Here is a 17,772-nt window from a genome sequence, read left to right as displayed (position 1 = left end):
CACGGCATGAAGAAGTTCGTATTTCTCGCGGGGATCGCCGCCGCGGTGTTCGGCGCCATGAAGATGCTGCGCAGCAAGGACGAGAACTCGTTCGACGTCGATGCGCCGTACGAGCCGCAGCCGCAGCCGCAGATCTAAGCACAGAAGAACGCTCCCCGCATTGCCGGCGCGCCGAACGGACTCGGGCGCCGGCGAACGTCTTTTCGCCCGGCCCGTCGCTGAGTGGCGTTAGCTCCCTGCGACCGGGCTCGCCTCTGGCGCCCGTCCGAACAACGGCGAGCGCAGGTCCGACGGCACGATCACATGCAAGGCGAGCGGCGCCACCTCGATGCGGATCGGCGTTTCACCGGCCGCCTCGCCATCGACCTGCACGGGGATGCCCGGCGTCGCAATCTCGATCGCGCGCGCGCGGCCGAAGCGGACGTTCGGCGACCGGTCGTGGCGTTTGAAGACCATACGCGCGCCGTCGCGGACCAGGTTCATTACGCCGCCGCGGCGCATCAGTGCGACGTCGAGTTCGGCGTCATCGGCGACGGCGCGATACGAGATCTGCGTGACGCCGCCGTAAAGCCGCGTGTTGCTCACCAGCATGAAATACAGCGCTCGTTCGGACGCATCGCCGTCGATCGTGACGTCTGCGGGCCACGCTCGCGTGCGCAACGCCTGCACGACGCCGGCGACGACGTACGCGGCCGCGCCGAGCCATCGTTTCATGCGCGGCCCGACTGCTTCGACGATGCGGGCGTCGAGTCCGACGCCGCACATCAGCAGGAAGTAGCGGTCGCCCGCGCGGCCGAGGTCGACGCGACGGCGCACGCCGGTGACGATGGCGCGCATGGAGCGCACGGGATCCTTCGCGCCGTGCGTTTCCTTCGCCCAGATGTTCGCCGTGCCGCCGCGCAGCACCGCGACCGCCGTGCTGCTGCCGGCCAGACCGTTGATCGCTTCGTTGAGCGTGCCGTCGCCACCGTGCACGACGACGACGTCGACGCCGGCGGCGGCCGCCTCGCGCGCGATCCGGGTCGCCGCTCCTGCGCAGTCCGTCGCGACGACGTCAATCGTCCATCCGGCTTTCTCGGCGATAACGCGAATCGCAGCGAGATGCGCTTCGGACAAGCGACGCCGCGCGATCGGGTTGCGGATGAGGAGGGCTGTGGTCATCGGGACATTGTTGCGCTATCGGGCGCTGCGTTCGCGGGCTGAAAGCGCATGTGCCGGTCTCCGGTGAGCGTGGACGCGCTGTACGGGTGAGCTATCGACATGCGTTTGTCGCAAGCTGAAAGCCCGCGCCCCGTTGCGGTGAGTTATCGAAGTGCCTCTTCGCGGGCTGAAAGCCCGCGCCACGTACCGACTGCGCCAGCATCGAGCCTCCCGCGCTCGGTTTGACGACGAGGTCGCGCCGACTACGGCAGCTCCTTCATGCCCTCACGGGGGGCGCCGACGAGCGCGGCCATGTTCCCGTCGGGGTTCTTGCCTTCGTACATGAGCTGATGACACTCGCCGATGCCATCGAACGGGAAGGTGCGCGACAGGCAGGGGTCGATCTTGCCATCGACGACGAGCTGGTTGAACGCGTACGCCTGGCTATCGTTCGCGAAGTGCGAACCCTGGAAGCGTTTCTGGCGCATCCAGAGATACCGCAGGTCGACCGTGGCGTTGAAGCCGCTCGTGCCGGCGCAGATCACGACCATGCCGCCGTTATCCGCGACGAAGATCGATGTCGGCACGGTGTCTTCGCCGGGGTGCTCGAAGACGATGCGCGGATTGCGCCGCTCGCCGAGCACGTCCCAGAGCTTCTTGCCGAACGCGCGCGCGCCCTTCGTCCAGTCGTTGAACTTCTCGTCGTCGGTCCAGTGCGGGAGCATGCCCCAGTGGTCGAAGTCCTTGCGATTGATGTAGCCCTTGGCACCGAGTTTCATGCAATACTCGCCCTTCGCGTCGCTCGACACGACGACGACCGGAATACCGCCGAGAATCTTCGTGATCTGCGTCGCCATCGTGCCGAGGCCGCCGGCGCCGCCCCAGATCAGGACGATGTCGTTCTCGCGCACGTTGTGCGGGCTCCAGTTCGTCAACATGCGGTACGCCGTCGAACCGACGAGTGTCGGCGCGGCGGCTTCTTCCCACGTCAGGTGCTTCGCCTTCGGCATGCACTGGTGCGCCCACACCTTCGTGAACTGCGCGAAACTGCCCCAATTCGTCTCATAGCCCCAGATCTTGAATGACGGCGCGAACATCGGATCGTCGACGGCCTTGACGTCCGGCGCTTGCGGGTCCCAGGCGCCGCAATGCACGACGACCTCATCGCCGATCTGCCAGTCGGTCACTTCATCGCCGACCGCGTAGACGATGCCCGATGCATCGCTGCCGCCGATGTGGAAGTTGGTATCGTCGCCGGCCTGCGCGTGCACCTTGATGACGTCGACGGGGACGCCGAGCGCCGCCCAGACGTTGTTGTAGTTGATGCCGGCGGCCATCACGTAGACGAGCAGCTCGCGCGGACCGATCTCCGGCGTCTCGACGATCTCCTTTTTGAAGGCGGCTTTCGGCTCTCCGAAGTTTTCACGGCGCACGGTCATCGCGTACATCTTTGGCGGCACGTGGCCGGCGGGCGGCGCCTCGCCGATCTCGTACAGGTCCTTCGTGACGGTGCTCATGGCGGCCTCCATTGCCTCGATCCGAGATGTGGCGATGCTCAGCGCTCGAAGCATGTCGAGCGCCGCGACAGCAGGATAACGTCGCGGTTTCGCTCGTGCATGTGGATGCCCGACGCGGCGGCGCCCGCCTGCGGATCATCCGCGAGGAGAAGACCGGCGTATCTCAAATAGCTGCGTGGGAAGACGAATGCGTTTGCGATCAGAACAAATGTGCAACGCGCGGCGGCTCCTTGCATGTTGAATCTGATACAACTATCTGGACCTTGACATTTGGCTGTACGATTGCGGCAGCTTGGCTTCGCGGCCGATCGTTCAAGGAGGTGCCTGCGAGACTTACCCCGCCCGGGGCAGCGCCCTGTTCCGAAGTTGGAGTGGCGGAGGAACCGCCCATCAGGGAGGAAGAATGAACGTAAGAAACCGCTGGTTTCTGATCCTCGCCGGGCTACTGGCGAGCGTGCTCGTCTTTGCGGCCGCGTGCGGTGGCGATGACGACGACGGCGATGGAGGCGACCAGACGCCTTCGGCGACCCAGCCCGCGGGCGGCAACGGGGAGACGGCCCCGGCCGACCAGCAGAACATCACGATCCAATCCGGGGAACCACAGTTCCTCGACCCGCACCGGTCGAACTTCGAGCAGGACATCGGCGTCATCCGCATGATGTTCCGCGGCCTGTACAACCTGACGGACGACGGAGGCGGCGGCGTCGAAGTCGTCCCCGGCATGGCCGAAGGCGACCCGGTCGTAGAAGGCAACGTGTACACCGTCACGCTCAAGGAAGGACTGCTGTGGTCCGACGGCGAGCCGATCACCGCGCAGAATTTCGTCGATGGCGCAAAGCGCGGTTGCGACCCCACGGTCGCCGAGACATACGGCTACCTGTGGGGCGCCGGCTATCTCGACCTCGTGGGCTGCGCGGAAGTGCAGGCGAATACGGATGCCGCGCAGAAGCAAACGCTCCTCGACGCTATGCAGGTGCGGGCTGTCGATGAGCGCACGGTCGAGTACACGCTCAAGCAGCCGAACGACCGATTCACAACCATCATGGCTCTCTGGGTGACATTCCCGGCGCGCCAGGACGTGATCGACGCGAATGGCGATGCGTGGACGCAGCCAGAGAACATCGTCAACAACGGTCCGTTCGTGTTGTCGGAGCTGACGCCGGGCGAGAGCCTGAAACTCGTGCCGAACCCGAACTGGGCCGGCCAGGCGCCGGCGCTGCAGGAGATCACGGTCCGGTTCATCGACGACCTGGCCGCAGCATTCCGTGGTTACCAGAACGACGAGTTGCAGATGACGCGCATCAGCGCGACGGATATCGTCGTCGTTGAGGGTGATAGCGGCCTCTCAAGCGAACTGCTCCAAGTCCCCTCGGGCCGCATCGAGTCGCTCGAGATGCAGATGGAGGATGAGACCCTCGCGGACTTCAACGTGCGGCTCGCGCTCTCGCGCGCGATCGACCGCGAAGCGCTGAACGAGGCCGTGTTCGACGGCACGAACCAGCCGGCCCTCTATTGGGTCGTCGAGGGCATCACCGGCCACCAGGGCAACGAGCCGTTCACCGACATCATCGGCTTCGATGAGGAGGCGGCGAAGGCGGCGCTCGCCGAGGCCGGATACCCGGGTGGCGATGGCTTCCCCGAGCTGGGGATCATCGTGAACACGCCGGAGCGCATCGCCGTGGCGGAGTTCCTGCAGCAGCAGTTCAGTGAGATCCTTGGCATCGATATCCGGATCGAACAGGTCGATGGCCAGACGAGGTCCGCGCGCTTCAACGCCGAGGACTTCGACCTGTTCGTCGGCGGCTGGCAACTGGACTACCCGGACATCGAGAACCCGCTCTTCGGCCTCTTCGAGACGACGGGCGGCAACAACAAGTACAACTGCTCGCACCCGGACGTCGATGCTGCGCTGGAGGCGGCGCTCGCGGCGACCGATGATGAAGCGAGGATCGCGGCGTACCAGGACATGGAGACGGCGATCGTCACCAACCTGTGCGGCGTCGCGCCTATGTATCAAAGCTCGCTGCCGTTCCTTGTCGCGTCGCGTGTTGGCGGCGTCGTGCCGAACGGTACGATCGATGCGGGCCAGCCCGGCAACTACTGCGCCGAGTGCTGGTTCGTGAAGGCCGAGTAGGCACAGTACAGGTATGGCGCGGGGGTTGTCGCTATTGCGGCAGCCCCCGCGAATCTTCCGATGCTGGGATACACGATCAGGCGCATCTTCTGGATCGTCCCCGTCCTGTGGGTGATCGCCACGATCACGTTTTTCCTGATGTACGCCGTACCCGGCGGGCCGTTCACCTCGGAGAAGCAGCGGCCGCCCGCCATCGAGGCGGCGCTCCAACGCGAGTACGGGCTCGATAAGCCGGTCTATCAGCAATACGGGATCTACATGAAGAACCTGGCGCAGGGCGACCTGGGCATTTCGTTCCAGGACCGGCGTCCGGTCTCCGACACGCTCAAGACGACGGGTTTCATCTCGGCGCAGATCGCTGTAATGGCGCTGGTGCTCGCGGTGAGCGTCGGGTTGGTGCTGGGTACGCTCGCCGCACTGAACCATAACGGCGTCATCGACTATCTCAGCGTGCTCTTCGCCACGATCGGGGCGAGCATTCCGCACTTCATCCTCGCCGCGTTCATGGTGATCATCTTTTCCGTCAATCTTGGATGGTTCGACCAGTTCGAATGGGGCGGCCCCGAGCGGGCGCGCGACCTGTTGAATCCTTCGGCGTACGAATACAAGAAGATGATCCTGCCCGTCATCGCGCTGGCCGCGCTTCCGGCTGCATACATCGCCCGCGTGACGCGCGCGAGCATGCTGGAGGTGTTGAACCAGGACTACATACGCACGGCGCGCGCGAAGGGTCTTCGTGAGTTTCGCGTGGTTTCGCGGCACACCGTGAAGAACGCGCTGATCCCGGTGCTGACGGTCATCGGGCCGATCGCGGCGCTGCTGCTTTCGGGCTCCTTCATCATCGAGAGCATGTTCAACATCAATGGCATCGGCCGCGAGTTCATCGTCGCGGTGCAGCGTCGTGACTACGGGTTGATCATGGGGACGATCCTTCTGTATGCGTTCACGGTGGCCGTCATCAACCTGGTCGTGGACTTGATGTACGCCGTGGTTGATCCACGGATCAGGTATCGCTGATGGCGACGCAAGAGACCGCGATCTCTCCACTCTTCCGCGACGAGCGGGAGGCACTTACGCGCGACCACCGCGGGCTCTGGGCGGATGCGTGGCGCCGCCTGCTTCGCAACCGCCTGGCGATGGCCGGCCTGGCAATCTTAGTTCTGGTCACGGTGGTGGCGTTCGCGGCGCCATATGTCTCGGCGCTGGAGCGCCACGAACCGTCGAATATCACGACCGATAAGCAACTCGGCCCGACGGGCGAGCACTGGTTCGGCACGGATCAACTCGGCCGCGATATCTGGTCGCGCACGCTCGAGGGGCTGCGTATCTCGATCCAGATCGGGCTCGGCACGCAGGTAATCGTGCTCGCGCTTGGCTTGACGTTCGGCGCGCTCGCGGCGTTCGGGGGGCGCTTCACGGACAACATCGTCATGCGGTTCACCGACATCATGTTTTCGTTCCCGGATCTGTTATTCATCTTGCTGTTACGCGAGATCCTGATCAGACGCGATCTTCCGTTCGTCTCGACCACGGTCGTCATGATGCTCGCGATCGGCATGGTGGCGTGGACCACCGTCGCACGCCTCGTGCGCGGACAGATGTTGTCGCTTGCCGAGCGTGACTTCGTCGTCGCGGCGCGCGCGCTCGGCGCCTCCCAGTCGCGCATCGTCATACAGCACATGCTTCCGAATACGCTCGGCCCTGTGATCGTGGCGATCACGTTCGGCATCCCGACGGCGATCTTCGCGGAGGTCGCGCTCAGTTTCATCGGCCTGGGCATCCCTGCGCCGGCGGTCAGCCTGGGGACGCTTGTGTCGAACGGCTACAACGTCATCCAGCGCAACATCTGGAACCTGATCTTCCCGGCCGGAGGCGTCGCCCTGCTGATGCTCTGCTTCACGTTCCTGGGCGATGGCCTGCGCGACGCGCTCGATCCCCGCTCCCGCTAATCAACGTTCATACTGGGACGCCGTCCGTGGCTGGCGCGTACGGTACGATTGCGGCGGTGCGCATCACACGCTCTAAGAACTGCCGCGTCGTCGTCGTGCGGACGCTGTCGCCGGCATGATCGAGGACCTGCTCAAGGCGGCACTCCTCGGCATCGTGCAGGGTCTGACGGAGTTTCTCCCCGTCTCGTCGACCGGCCACCTGATCCTCTCGCAGAAGGCCCTGGGCATCGATGAGGAGCGTTACGGCCTGTCGTTCGACGTCGCGCTCCACCTCGGGACGCTGATCGCCTTGCTGGCGTACTTCGGTGGCCGCTGGCGGCCGCTCATCGAAGCGGGCCTGCGTTCGTTGTCGACGCGCTCGCTTGCCGATGACGACGCGCGCCTCGCCTGGCTGATCGTGCTGGGCACGATCCCCGCGGCGGTCACCGGGCTGCTGTTCGAAGACCAGATCGAAGACGCGTTTCGCTCGCCCGCGCTCGTCGCGACGATGCTCATCGCGTTCAGCGCTGTGTTCGTCGTGGCAGAGGCGTTCGGCAAGCGCACACGTCGCATCGACGCGCTGACGTGGCGCGATGCGCTGGTGATCGGCGTTGCGCAGGCCGTGGCGCTGGTCCCCGGTGTGTCCCGCTCGGGCGCGACGATCTCGGCGGGCCTCTTGCGCGACATCGACCGCGGCGAAGCGGCGACGTTCGCGTTCCTGATGTCGGCGCCGATCATCCTCGGTGCGGTGATATCGCAGATCCCCGGCGTCGTCATGGACTTCGCCGATGGCGCGCTCGGTTGGAGCGATGCAGCGTTCTTCATCGTCGGACTAACGTGCGCGGCAATCGTCGGCTACGCGTCGATCGCGTTCCTGCTGCGGTTCCTGGTGACGAACTCGTTGATTCCGTTCGTGTATTACCGGGTCGCGCTGGGGCTGTTGGTATTCGCGGTGCTGGCGGTACAGGCGCTGTAGCCGGCGCGGCGGCAAGCGTCGGACGGCACACGGCGGCGAGACGAGCTAGCCGGTCGGGGGCGTGCCGCCGCCATCGCCCGGCCCACCGCCCTCACGGCGGCGGTTGCGGCCGCCGCGACGGCCCCGCCTGCGGCGCTTAGGCTCGCCATCGTCAGTAGCGGCGCCGGGGGCCGCGTCGGCAGCAGGCGCGCCGGGGCGGGGAGGGCCAGGGGGGCGGGATTCGGGCGTCTGCGCTTTGAGCGGCGCCTCGATCTCCTCGACCAGTTCGACGGGGCGCACCGTCAGGCCGTACTGCATCTGCAGGTCGATCGCCGGCATCTCCAGCACCTGCTTTTGTTCGGGCAGCCATAGCGTCACGGTCTTCTTGAGCACGTTGACGCTGTTCACTTTCGCCTCGCCGACCGGCGTCGAGACCATCGAGCCCACTTTCGGCATCTGACCGCGCAGCTCGCGGTAGCCCTCGTACTCGAACGTCAGGCAGCAGTAGAGGCGGCCGCAGACGCCGGAGATCTTTTGCGGATTGAGCGGCAGGTCCTGCTCTTTCGCCATCTTGATCGATACAGACGGAAACGACGTCTGCCACGATGCGCAGCACAGGCGCTGCCCGCAGACGTCGTAGCCATCGAGCATCTTGGCGCGATCGCGTTCGCCGACCTGCAGCATCTGCACCTTCGAACCGAGCCGCGTCGCGAGGTCGCGCACGAGCGGCCGGAAATCGACGCGGTCCGCCGCCGTGAAGTAGAACGTGATCTGCGATCCCTCCAGGTTGTACTCGCCGGAGACGATCTGCATGTCCAGCCCGTCCTCGGCGACCTGGCGCTTCGCTGCGCGCAGGTGCTCGCGGGCCTTTTCCTTGAGTTCGTTCCAGTTGCGCACATCGTCCGGGCTGGCGACGCGAAGGATCGGCTTCAGCGAATCTTTGATCTCGCTGGCGATGACCTGCTCGGCGGAGATGACGACGCGCCCGATCTCGAGCCCATGCGACGTCTCGACGACGACGTAGTTACCGACGTCGAGATCGAGATCGCCGGCATCGAAGTAATAGACCTTGCCGGCTTCTTTGAAGCGCACTCCAATAGGCACGCGCTGGTGTTCGCTCATTCGTCACCGGCCACGCCATGGCGCGGCTATCCTTTCGTCTAATCCTGCGCGGCGAGCCGCCCGGCTACGGCGTTCAGCCGCAGCGCCGGCAAGGCCAGCATCATCGCTTCGAGGGCGAGCACCGGGCTCGCGTTCTCCTCGAGTTGCTGGCGGGCGTCCGTGATGGCGCGGAGCGCCCGGACCGCCGGGCCAACGCCGCATTGTGCCGCCAGCGGCCGCAGCCTGTCCAATCTGTCGCGGTGCATGGCCTGCTGCTCGCGCCCGCCGGCGATGAGGAGGACATCGCGCCACCATTCCTGCCAGGCGGCCAGCGTCGCCTGGACGCCGGCGCGGTCCTTCGTGTATTTGCCGCCAAGCTGCCCCCCGAAGGCGAAGCGCTCCGCCAGCGGCGCGCCCGCCATCGCCTCCGCGCGGTCGAGCAATTCCCGGTGCTGTGTCAGCATCTCCGCGTCGCGAAGCGCGATCAGCGCCCACCCCAGCCGCCCGCCGGAGAGGCCCGCCAGCTCGGCGGCCCGCGGCGGCTCCGCGTCCCAGCGCGTGCGCAGGGTCTGTTCGATGACGCTCTTCGGCACGCCCTGGAACTCGATGCGGCGCGTGCGAGAGCGGATCGTCGGCAGCAACATCTCCTCGCGGTCGGTGACCAGCACGAAGACGACGTTCGGCGGCGGCTCTTCGAGCGTCTTGAGCAGCGCGTTGGACGACGGTTCATTCATCGCGTCAGCGGGATCGATGATCCAGACGCGGTACGCTCCCTCGAACGGCGGATTGTGGCTCAGCCGCCCGACGCGGAGGATCTGGCAGATGCGAATGTCGCGGGAGTTGTCCGACTTGTGCTCGCCGGGCTTATGGTCCTTGTCTTCGCACATGGCGGTGCGGTCGATGATCTCCACGTCGGCGTGCATGCCGGAGGCGACGCGCTCGCACTGGCGGCAGCGGCCGCAGGGCGGATCGCCGGCGGTGCAGTTGAGCGCCTGCGCGAACTGCATCGCCGTCATCGTCTTGCCGACGTGCGCCGGGCCGGTGAACAGGTAGGCGTGCGCCAGGCGCTCGCCTCGCGCGGCGGCGCTGAGCACGCGAATCGCGTCATCCTGCCCGACGACCGTCCAGCCCATGCAAGGTCCTCCTACTGGCCTCGTTCGAGGCGCGCTCCCAGCCACTCCGGCAGCCCCGCATCGCGGATCTTCCGACGCGTTCCGCCAATGTCGTACGGCACGCGATGAAACGAGACGGTTGCGGATTCCTCATCGTACAGCAAGTACGGCGCCCGGGGATCGCCGTCGCGCGGCTGCCCGAGGCCGCCCGGATTGAGGATGAGCCGCTCGCCTCCTAACTCGATCGTCGTGTCCGGCAGCAGCCGGAGCATGGCAGGGCGGCCTCCGTCCTCGCGCACGACCATCGGCAGGTGCGTATGGCCGACGATGCTGTACGGCGTCGCTTGCAGTTCGAACTGCGCGATGGCCTGCTCTGGCGTCAGCAGGTACTCCCACTCCGGCTGCCGCAGGGTGCCATGCACCATCGTGAAGTCGCCGGAGGTGCGCGTCAGGGGCAGCGAAGCGAGCAACGCGCACTCGCTCTCCGAGAGCGTCCGCCGCGTCCACAGCGCAGCTTCCGCAGCGACGGGGTTGAACTCTTCGACGCCCATCTTTCCGCACGCCGCCAGGTCGTGGTTGCCGGCGACCATCATGGCGTCGCGCTGGACCAACGCATCGAGCACGGCCGCGGGATCAGGGCCGTAGCCCACCGTATCGCCGGCGCACCAGACCTGGGTTTCGCCGCGGCCTTCGGCATCGCGCAGGACGGCGGTGAGCGCTTCGAGGTTGGCGTGGACGTCGGAGATGATGGCGATGCTCATGCGGCGATCCTACCCCGCGCAGCATCTGTGCGATGCCCCCACAGCGGTCATACTGCCGCAATGGAACGCGATGGTCTGACGGCCGGCGACCTCGGCGAATTCGGCCTGATCGAGCGGCTTACGCGCATGCTGGGCTTGCCGAGCGATGAGCGCTTGATCGCCGGCATCGGCGACGACGCGGCGGTCTGGCGTTGCGGCGATGCCTTCGTCATCGCCACGACGGACACCATGGTCGCCGGCGGGCACTTCCTGCCCGACCAGGCCGCCTGGCGCGACATAGGCTGGAAGGCGCTGGCCTCTAACGTCAGCGATATCGCCGCGATGGGTGGCGCGCCGTCGTTCGCGCTCGTCACCCTCTGCGTCCCGGCGGAAACGCACCTCGATGCGCTCGACGAGTTGTACGCCGGCATCGGCGAATGCGCCTCCGCGTACAACGTGACCGTCGCCGGCGGCGATGTCGTGGCGTCGCCGGTCTTCACCGTCACGATCGCGCTTATGGGTGAGGCCATGTGCGCCGCCGACGGCTCGCCGCTGTTGCTGCGTCGCAGCGCCGCCCTCCCTGGCGATGGCGTCGCGGTCACGGGTCCGCTCGGCGGCTCGGGCGGCGGCCTGCGCGCCCTGCTCGAAGGCGGCGGCAGGCGCAGCGACGTTCACGCCGCACTCGTACGGCGGCACATGCGGCCGCGGCCGCGCGTCGATGCCGGCCGAGCGGCGGTCACGGCGGGCGTGCACTGCGGCATGGACATCAGCGACGGGCTCGTGCAGGACCTGGGGCACATCTGCAAGGCATCGAACGCCGGGGCGGACCTGGCGATCGACCGCGTCCCGATCGATCCATCACTGGTCGCCGCGTATCCCGACGCTGCGCGCGCGATCGCCGCGACGGCAGGCGAGGACTACGAACTGCTGTTGGTCGCGCGCGATGACGTGCTCGCCAACGTCAGCACAGGTCTTAACGCGCCTCTGACGATTGTCGGCCAGATCGTCGAAGGCGACGCACGCGTCCGCGTGCTCGATGCCGCCGGCAAGGAAGTGGCGCTCGACCATGCGGGCTTCGATCACCTGAAACGCGGATGAGCGTCGAACGGCACACGTCGACGCCCGCGGCGACGCGTCGCATCGGCGAGCGCATCGGCCGCATGCTGGACGCCGGAGACGTCGTGCTGCTATCGGGCGAACTCGGCACGGGGAAGACGGTGCTGGCGCAGGGCATCGGCCGCGGGATGGGCATCGATGACCCGATCAAGTCTTCGTCGTTCGTGATCATGAACGAGTACCAGGGTCCGCGCCTGCGCATGTACCACGCCGACCTCTACCGGCTGGAAGACCCTGAGCAGGTCGCCGAGTTGGCGCTGGACGAACTGGCGGCCGCCGGCGTGCTGATCGTCGAGTGGCCGGAGCGGGCGCCGGGCGAGTTGCCGCCGGAGCACCTGCGCGTCGAACTGGGGTACGAGGGCGCGAAGGGACGCCTGATCCGCATCGAGGCCCACGGCGATCGCTATATCGAGATCGCGCGCAAGGTCGCGCCGGGGGCCAGGCGTTAGTACGATCCATGCGTATGCCGATCCAACTGCCACGTCGCGATCCGCTGCATCGATTCGTCCTGGAAACCTTCGCGGACTGCGGGCGCTCGCCAACGCTAGATGAGATTCAGGTGCGCTTTTCGCTTGAGAGCGTCGCGGAAGCGAACAGGATGGTGATTGCATTGGAACAGCGTGGCGCGATTCATCGCAATCCCAACGATTCGACGATTACGCACGCGTATCCCTTTTCGAACGATCCGACCCCTCATCGCGTGCTGCTCGCGGGCGGCACGCATGTGTACTCGATGTGCGCCATCGACGCGTTGGGCATGCCGTTCATGCTCCGCCGCGACGCTCGCATCGCGTCCGAATGTGCGAACTGCGGCAGCGCGATCGAGGTTGAGGTGCGCGACGGCCACGTCCTTGCGCACGCGCCGGTTGGCACGGCCGTATGGCTGGGGGAGATGCAAGATGGCTGCGTGGCGGCCACCGATCTGTGTCCGGATCTCAATTTCTTCTGTTCCGGCGATCACCTCGTCGCATGGCGATCGCGGCATCCGGGGAAATCGGGTGAACAACTGACGTTCGAGCAGGCCGTCGCGCGTGGCCGCCAGGTGTTCGAGGATGTTCTCTACGGCGACGACGATGGCGCTTAGCCGGGCCGGCTATTGCATGTGGACGACGGACACGCCCTTAGACCACAGCCCTTCGAGGTTGTAGTAGGTGCGCTCCTCCGGGGCGAAGAGGTGGACGATCGCGTCGCCGAAGTCGATCAGCACCCAGCCGGAGTCCGGTTGCCCCTCCGTGCGACTCGGACGGATGCCGTCGTCACGCAGATCGCGGTCAAGCGATTCGATGATGGCGCTCATCTGCCGCCGGTTACCGGCGGTGGCGAGCACGAAGTAGTCGGTGAACGACGAGACTTTGCTGATGTCCATCAGCACGATGTCGTCGGCCTGTCGTTCGGACAGGACATCGGCGATGCGCTGGGCGAGATCTGCGGACTCCAGTAGGCGGCTCCGTGCTTCCATGCCCCAGACTCGGCAGCGGGCATTCGAAGTATACAACCGTGCGCGCCGGCGCCGTTTGCTACGATCGGTGCGGGAGGATGGCGATTCCATGTCGCGGAAGCAGCGCGCAGTCGTAGCCATGAGCGGCGGCGTCGATTCGGCCGTCGCAGCGGGCATCCTGGCGCGCGAAGGTTACGACGTCATCGGCATCACGATGCGCCTCTGGACGCTCGATGATAAGGAGGCGCCCGCCGGCAAGCGCCGCTGCTGCTCGGTCGAAGACACCGACGACGCACGCCAGGCCGCCGACGCGATCGGCATCCCGCACTACGTGCTGAACATGGAACGCGAGTTCCACGACCGCGTCATCCACTACTTCGTCGCAGAATACGGCCGCGGCCGCACGCCCAACCCGTGCCTCGCCTGCAACGAGCACGTGAAGTTTCGTGCGCTGCTCGACCGCGCCGTCGCCTTCGATGCCGACTTCCTCGCCACCGGCCATTACGCACGGATCGACCGCGACGGCGCGCGCTACCGGCTGCGGCGAGCGGTGGACCCGGACAAAGACCAGTCGTACGTGCTGTACACGATGGGCCAGGTGGAACTCGCGAAGACGATGTTCCCCGTCGGGGCGTACGCCAAGCCGCAGATCCGGGATATGGCGCGCGACTTGCGGCTCGAGTTGGCCGAGAAGCCAGACAGCGCCGATATTTGCTTCGTGCCGGACGGCGATTACAAGCGATTCGTGCGCGAACGCAGCGAAGCGCGCCCCGGCGACATCCGCGACGCGCGCGGCGATCTGCTCGGCGAGCACGATGGCATCGCCGGCTTCACCGTCGGGCAGCGTCGCGGTATCGGCGTCGCCGTCGGTGCGAAGCGCTTCGTGACGGCGATCGATCCCGAGCTGAACGTCGTGACGGTTGGTTCCGAACAGGACCTGATGTCACGTGAGGCGATCGTCGAACGCGTGAACTGGCTGAGCGGCGCGCCGCCGTCCGGCGACATACGCGTCGATGCGAAGATCCGTTATCGCACACCGGCGGCGCCCGCCACGGTGACCCCGCTCGATGAACGATCAGCGCGCGTCGTCTTCGACCGTCCGCAACGCGCGATCACGCCGGGCCAGGCCGCCGTGTTCTACCAGGGCGATGAAGTGCTCGGCGGCGGGCCCATCCTGCGCGCCGCCCGCGATTAGTGTGCTCATCGGACTGCTTGGCGATGTACACGGTCGCGTACTCGACGCGTTCCGCGCCATCGTGGCGCTACAGCATCGAATCGCGCGGCGGTTCGACCTCGTCATCCAGGTCGGAGACATGGGCGCGTTTCCCGATATGGCGCAGGCCGATGGCGCCACGTTCATCCACTCCGCGCTCGACCCGTCCGAGGGTGATTTCGCGCGGCTTCTTAACCCGGGCGCTGCGGAATCCACAGAGTTTCGCAGCCTCCGCCGGCAACTCGTCGCTCCCATCTACTTTCTGCGGGGCAATCACGAAGATTTCGCGTGGCTCGATGCACTTCCGGTCGACGGCACCGGCACCGCTGCCGTCGATGCGTACGATCTGCTTCGCTACGTCCCGGACGACACCGTTATCGGGCTTGCGACCCTCCGCATCGCGTTTCTCGGCGGCGTCGAGGAAGGGCGTGGCGCCGACGTCATCTCTCGGGCGGCGTACGAACGGCTATTGTCCTCCACCCCGGGTTCACTCGACTTGCTCATCACCCACCAGGGGCCGTATGGAAGCAGCACGGGCTTCCGCGGCGACGTTCAGGGATCCATGCTCATCACCGCACTAGTCGATCAAATTGCGCCGCGATGGCATGTCGCGGGACACGCGCATACGCTCGTTGGCCCAGCGCTACATTCCGGTACGGTCTGCCTGCTGCTCAGCGCGCTCGTGCCGTCCCGCCGTTGGGCGCCCGAAGCGCGCGGACTCATGCAAGGCTGTATGGCGATCCTCGACACCGACCGTGGCGAACTCAGCCCTGTTACCGGAGATTGGCTCTCGACGTTTAAGACACGTCACGACGCTGCGCGCGCAAGCACCTGAGTGTCGTTCGCCTCATGCCTGGTGCTTTTGCATCGCAAGCCCGTACACCTGCAACGGGTCGCGGACGAAAGGCTCGTGATCGTGCTGGAGGCGCTCCAGGTCGAGCAGCATGCTTTCGGCGTGGCCCGGCGCTAGCTGGCGATAGCCCTCGGAGCGCAGCCAGGCAATCGCCGCGTTCCAATCGCCGGCGTTTGTCTGCTGGAACAGCATCTGGACGTCGCGCCGGTCATACCCGTGCATCTTCTCGAGGTTGGCCATCGTGTCCCTCCGGTAAGAGCTTGCCTATTCAGCCTACGCCTCGCGGCCGGCGCACGGAACGCCACGATGGCGGCTGCGTTCAATCTGCAATGCCGCCGCGAGACCGCACGGGCGGCCTCTTGACGTTGAGCGCGCAGAATGGCATTCTGCCGTGGCTTGCATAACAATAGTCGCTTGTCGAACGTCGGGCGACGAACCAGGAGGACCAGATGGACGCCGTTACCTACGCCAAGACCGACCTGGAGACCGCGTTTGGGCTGTTCAACACGTGCGCCGGCGGTATGGACGAGGCGCAGTACAACTGGAAGCCCGAGGGCACCTGCAACTCGATCGCGAAGTCGCACGTGCACGCGCTCTCATCGATCGACTTCTTCGTGATCACGCTGATCAAGGGCGGACAGCCATCATGGGCGCAGGTCGCGCAGGCGAACGGGTTGCCCGCCAGCCCGCTCGAAGTGTGGAACTACGACGGACAGATCTCGATGGACGCGATCATGGACTACGGCAAGAACGTCCAGAAGGCGGCGCTCGACCACGTCGCGACGATGAAGGACGCTGACCTCGACCGTGAGATCGAGACACAGTTCTTCGGCACGAAGACCGCGGCGTGGCTGATGCAACTGGCGGGCGTGCACTCAGTCGGTCACGGCGGCGACATTGCCGCTGTGAAGGGCATGCAGGGGCTCAAAGGTCTGCCGTTCTAACGCGCACAAGAAACGGTTGACATGAGCCTGGTTCGAGTGGATTCGATATAAATTCGCCATACCCGATGTGGCAAGCACCTTTGACAACTGCGCGACACTCGACGTAAGGTCAAGGTGGATGGGAGGCGTCCGCACGTTGCGGGCGCCATTCGCGTACTCGTCAGGTACGCCCAGAAGCGTTGAGTGATGCAAGCAGTAATCATCGCCGCCGGCGACGGTGGCAGACTGTACCCGCTCACATCGGACACCCCGAAGCCGCTGTTGAAGCTGCGCGGCCGCCCGATCATAAATCACGTGCTCGATGCATTGCGCACAGCCGGTGTGAACGACGTGGTGGTCGTGCTGGGCTACCGCGGCGAACAGATCCGCCGCGCGCTCGATGACCTTTCACCGTGCGGTATGCGCATCCGTTTCGTCGAGAACGAGGAGTTCATGCTCGGCAACGCACGCTCGCTCTGGTCGGCGCGCACGGTGGTCGATGGCTCCTTCGTGCTGGCGATGGCGGATCACCTCGTCGAGCCGGATCTGGCGCGCGCCCTGATCGACAATGCGGATGGACGCTGCAGGCTCGCCGTCGAGCACACGCACGGCGCCGACACGCGCGCCGGTGAGGCCACGCTGGCGCACGTGCGCGAAGGGCTCGTCATCGACCTGGGCAAAGGCATCGCCGAGTGGAACGCGCTCGATACCGGAATGTTCTGGTGTACGCCCGGCATCTTCGACACGATGACGCCCGACCTGCGCGACGGCGAGGCCGGCGCCGTATTCGCCACGCTGGCGCGCTCCGGCGGGCTGGATGCGGTCGATGTCAGCGGCTACCGCTGGATCGATATCGACACGCCCGAAGACCTGCGCCGCGCGGACGAGATGCTCGCAGGCGGCGGGCTCTGGCGTGAGCATGCCCGGGGCGCTTGAAGGGCCGGTCTCCCGCTACATCAACCGCCGGTTTTCCGTCCCCATCGCCGCTGCGCTCGCGCACACGCCGCTGACGCCGAACCAGGCATCGGTGATCGCGTTCGCGATCGCCGCCGGTGCGCTCGCGCTGCTGGCGATCGGCCGCAACATCGAAGCTGGCGTGCTGATCCAGTTGTCGTCGATCGTCGATGGCGTCGATGGCGACCTCGCGCGCGTCAAAGGCATGGCGAGCAAGTTCGGCGGCCTGTTCGACGCGGCGCTGGACCGGTACGCCGACGCGGCGATCGCGGGCGGCATGGCGTGGTGGGCGCTCGAGCACGAGGACTGGCCGGAGCCGTTGCTCGTCGGGCTGGCGGCGGCCGTCGGGTTTCTGATGGTCTCGTACTCGCGCGCACGCCTCGAACGCGAGGGCGGGTTGGACATCGCGTCGGACCTGCTAGGCGTGGCTTCACGCGACGTGCGGCTGCTCGTCCTCGCTGCGGGCGCCGTGCTCGGGCAGGCGTACTGGGCCCTGGTGGTCATGGGCGCGCTCAGCTACGCGACGGTAGCCTGGCGGCTCTGGCGGTTCCGGCGCATGACCGTTGCCGGATCATGACGGCGGCAGGCTCCGCCTTACTCGCGCATGGCAGTCCGCGGGCGTGTCAAACCATGCCATTTGGCGGCCCC

The 17,772-nt window shown here is 66.2% G+C and carries 21 protein-coding genes; 13 read left to right on the top strand and 8 right to left on the bottom strand.

The genetic code is table 11. The features are described 5' to 3' along the window. Nucleotides 1-6: 6 nt before the first annotated feature. A complete protein-coding gene (locus WEB52_05135) occupies nucleotides 7-138 on the top strand; it encodes a hypothetical protein (protein ID MEX2225817.1) in 132 nt (43 codons plus the stop codon). A gap of 90 nt (nucleotides 139-228) precedes the next feature. Here the strand turns inward: WEB52_05135 and WEB52_05130 are convergent, their stop codons facing one another. From WEB52_05130 to WEB52_05120, 3 genes are all read right to left on the bottom strand, one after another. Beyond that, complete coding sequence (locus tag WEB52_05130; protein MEX2225816.1) at nucleotides 229-1,161, bottom strand: YegS/Rv2252/BmrU family lipid kinase; 933 nt, start codon at nucleotides 1,159-1,161, stop codon at nucleotides 229-231. Between the two features lie 242 nt (nucleotides 1,162-1,403). Beyond that, nucleotides 1,404-2,657 (bottom strand): crotonyl-CoA carboxylase/reductase, encoded by a 1,254-nt coding sequence (ccrA, locus tag WEB52_05125; GenBank protein MEX2225815.1) that lies wholly within the window; start codon nucleotides 2,655-2,657, stop codon nucleotides 1,404-1,406. Nucleotides 2,658-2,695: 38 nt separating this feature from the next. Continuing rightward, nucleotides 2,696-2,893, bottom strand: a complete 198-nt coding sequence (locus WEB52_05120) for a hypothetical protein (protein MEX2225814.1) — start codon at nucleotides 2,891-2,893, stop codon at nucleotides 2,696-2,698. A 167-nt stretch (nucleotides 2,894-3,060) separates the two neighbouring features. Between WEB52_05120 and WEB52_05115 the strand changes: the two genes are divergently transcribed. The 4 genes from WEB52_05115 (at nucleotide 3,061) to uppP (ending at nucleotide 7,695) form a co-directional block, all read left to right on the top strand. Beyond that, nucleotides 3,061-4,791 (top strand): peptide ABC transporter substrate-binding protein, encoded by a 1,731-nt coding sequence (locus WEB52_05115; GenBank protein ID MEX2225813.1) that lies wholly within the window; start codon nucleotides 3,061-3,063, stop codon nucleotides 4,789-4,791. Nucleotides 4,792-4,851: 60 nt separating this feature from the next. Further along, the gene (locus tag WEB52_05110) at nucleotides 4,852-5,808 is read left to right on the top strand and encodes an ABC transporter permease (GenBank protein MEX2225812.1); all 957 of its coding nucleotides are present in this window, start codon (nucleotides 4,852-4,854) and stop codon (nucleotides 5,806-5,808) included. After that, entirely contained in the window at nucleotides 5,808-6,740 is a 933-nt protein-coding gene (locus WEB52_05105; protein MEX2225811.1) for an ABC transporter permease, read from the top strand. The genes WEB52_05110 and WEB52_05105 overlap by 1 nt, the downstream gene beginning before the upstream one ends. A 115-nt stretch (nucleotides 6,741-6,855) precedes the next feature. Continuing rightward, on the top strand, nucleotides 6,856-7,695 hold the full coding sequence (gene uppP / locus WEB52_05100; GenBank protein MEX2225810.1) for an undecaprenyl-diphosphatase UppP: 840 nt from the start codon (nucleotides 6,856-6,858) through the stop codon (nucleotides 7,693-7,695). A gap of 45 nt (nucleotides 7,696-7,740) precedes the next feature. On the opposite strand, the gene WEB52_05095 is transcribed toward uppP, so the two are convergent. Genes WEB52_05095 through WEB52_05085 form a run of 3 tightly spaced genes read right to left on the bottom strand, consistent with a single transcriptional unit; the run spans nucleotide 7,741 to nucleotide 10,648 of the window. Beyond that, on the bottom strand, nucleotides 7,741-8,778 hold the full coding sequence (locus WEB52_05095) for a stage 0 sporulation family protein (protein ID MEX2225809.1): 1,038 nt from the start codon (nucleotides 8,776-8,778) through the stop codon (nucleotides 7,741-7,743). Nucleotides 8,779-8,834: 56 nt separating this feature from the next. Then, the gene (locus WEB52_05090; protein MEX2225808.1) at nucleotides 8,835-9,908 is read right to left on the bottom strand and encodes a DNA polymerase III subunit delta'; all 1,074 of its coding nucleotides are present in this window, start codon (nucleotides 9,906-9,908) and stop codon (nucleotides 8,835-8,837) included. Between the two features lie 11 nt (nucleotides 9,909-9,919). Next, the gene (locus tag WEB52_05085; GenBank protein MEX2225807.1) at nucleotides 9,920-10,648 is read right to left on the bottom strand and encodes a metallophosphoesterase family protein; all 729 of its coding nucleotides are present in this window, start codon (nucleotides 10,646-10,648) and stop codon (nucleotides 9,920-9,922) included. A 60-nt stretch (nucleotides 10,649-10,708) separates the two neighbouring features. Between WEB52_05085 and thiL the strand changes: the two genes are divergently transcribed. The 3 genes from thiL to WEB52_05070 are packed head-to-tail and all read left to right on the top strand — an operon-like array spanning nucleotide 10,709 to nucleotide 12,827. Further along, nucleotides 10,709-11,725: a thiamine-phosphate kinase gene (thiL, locus tag WEB52_05080; GenBank protein MEX2225806.1), complete on the top strand. Its 1,017-nt coding sequence runs from the start codon at nucleotides 10,709-10,711 to the stop codon at nucleotides 11,723-11,725. Further along, nucleotides 11,722-12,192, top strand: a complete 471-nt coding sequence (gene tsaE / locus WEB52_05075) for a tRNA (adenosine(37)-N6)-threonylcarbamoyltransferase complex ATPase subunit type 1 TsaE (protein MEX2225805.1) — start codon at nucleotides 11,722-11,724, stop codon at nucleotides 12,190-12,192. The genes thiL and tsaE overlap by 4 nt, the downstream gene beginning before the upstream one ends. Nucleotides 12,193-12,206: 14 nt before the next feature. Continuing rightward, a complete protein-coding gene (locus WEB52_05070) occupies nucleotides 12,207-12,827 on the top strand; it encodes an alkylmercury lyase family protein (protein ID MEX2225804.1) in 621 nt (206 codons plus the stop codon). Between the two features lie 9 nt (nucleotides 12,828-12,836). Here WEB52_05070 and rsfS read toward each other — a convergent pair whose 3' ends face one another. Next, the gene (gene rsfS / locus WEB52_05065) at nucleotides 12,837-13,202 is read right to left on the bottom strand and encodes a ribosome silencing factor (GenBank protein ID MEX2225803.1); all 366 of its coding nucleotides are present in this window, start codon (nucleotides 13,200-13,202) and stop codon (nucleotides 12,837-12,839) included. An 88-nt stretch (nucleotides 13,203-13,290) separates the two neighbouring features. Between rsfS and mnmA the strand changes: the two genes are divergently transcribed. After that, on the top strand, nucleotides 13,291-14,376 hold the full coding sequence (gene mnmA, locus WEB52_05060; GenBank protein ID MEX2225802.1) for a tRNA 2-thiouridine(34) synthase MnmA: 1,086 nt from the start codon (nucleotides 13,291-13,293) through the stop codon (nucleotides 14,374-14,376). 1 nt (nucleotide 14,377) lies between these two features. After that, nucleotides 14,378-15,229 carry a metallophosphoesterase gene (locus tag WEB52_05055; protein ID MEX2225801.1) on the top strand — a complete coding sequence of 284 codons (852 nt, stop codon included), beginning with the start codon at nucleotides 14,378-14,380 and terminating at the stop codon, nucleotides 15,227-15,229. A gap of 12 nt (nucleotides 15,230-15,241) precedes the next feature. Here the strand turns inward: WEB52_05055 and WEB52_05050 are convergent, their stop codons facing one another. Next, complete coding sequence (locus WEB52_05050) at nucleotides 15,242-15,487, bottom strand: hypothetical protein (protein ID MEX2225800.1); 246 nt, start codon at nucleotides 15,485-15,487, stop codon at nucleotides 15,242-15,244. A gap of 209 nt (nucleotides 15,488-15,696) precedes the next feature. Here WEB52_05050 and WEB52_05045 point away from each other — a divergent pair, with 209 nt between their 5' ends. The 3 genes from WEB52_05045 (at nucleotide 15,697) to WEB52_05035 (ending at nucleotide 17,701) form a co-directional block, all read left to right on the top strand. Continuing rightward, complete coding sequence (locus tag WEB52_05045) at nucleotides 15,697-16,191, top strand: DinB family protein (GenBank protein ID MEX2225799.1); 495 nt, start codon at nucleotides 15,697-15,699, stop codon at nucleotides 16,189-16,191. Nucleotides 16,192-16,377: 186 nt separating this feature from the next. Beyond that, nucleotides 16,378-17,106 (top strand): phosphocholine cytidylyltransferase family protein, encoded by a 729-nt coding sequence (locus tag WEB52_05040; GenBank protein MEX2225798.1) that lies wholly within the window; start codon nucleotides 16,378-16,380, stop codon nucleotides 17,104-17,106. After that, complete coding sequence (locus WEB52_05035) at nucleotides 17,090-17,701, top strand: CDP-alcohol phosphatidyltransferase family protein (protein MEX2225797.1); 612 nt, start codon at nucleotides 17,090-17,092, stop codon at nucleotides 17,699-17,701. The genes WEB52_05040 and WEB52_05035 overlap by 17 nt, the downstream gene beginning before the upstream one ends. The last annotated feature ends 71 nt before the right edge of the window (nucleotides 17,702-17,772 follow it).

This window comes from Dehalococcoidia bacterium, assembly GCA_040902535.1.
Classification (GTDB): Bacteria; Chloroflexota; Dehalococcoidia; order DSTF01; family JACRBR01; genus JBBDXD01.
Note: the sequence above shows the minus strand (reverse complement) of the source record. Positions and strands in the feature narration are given on the sequence as shown.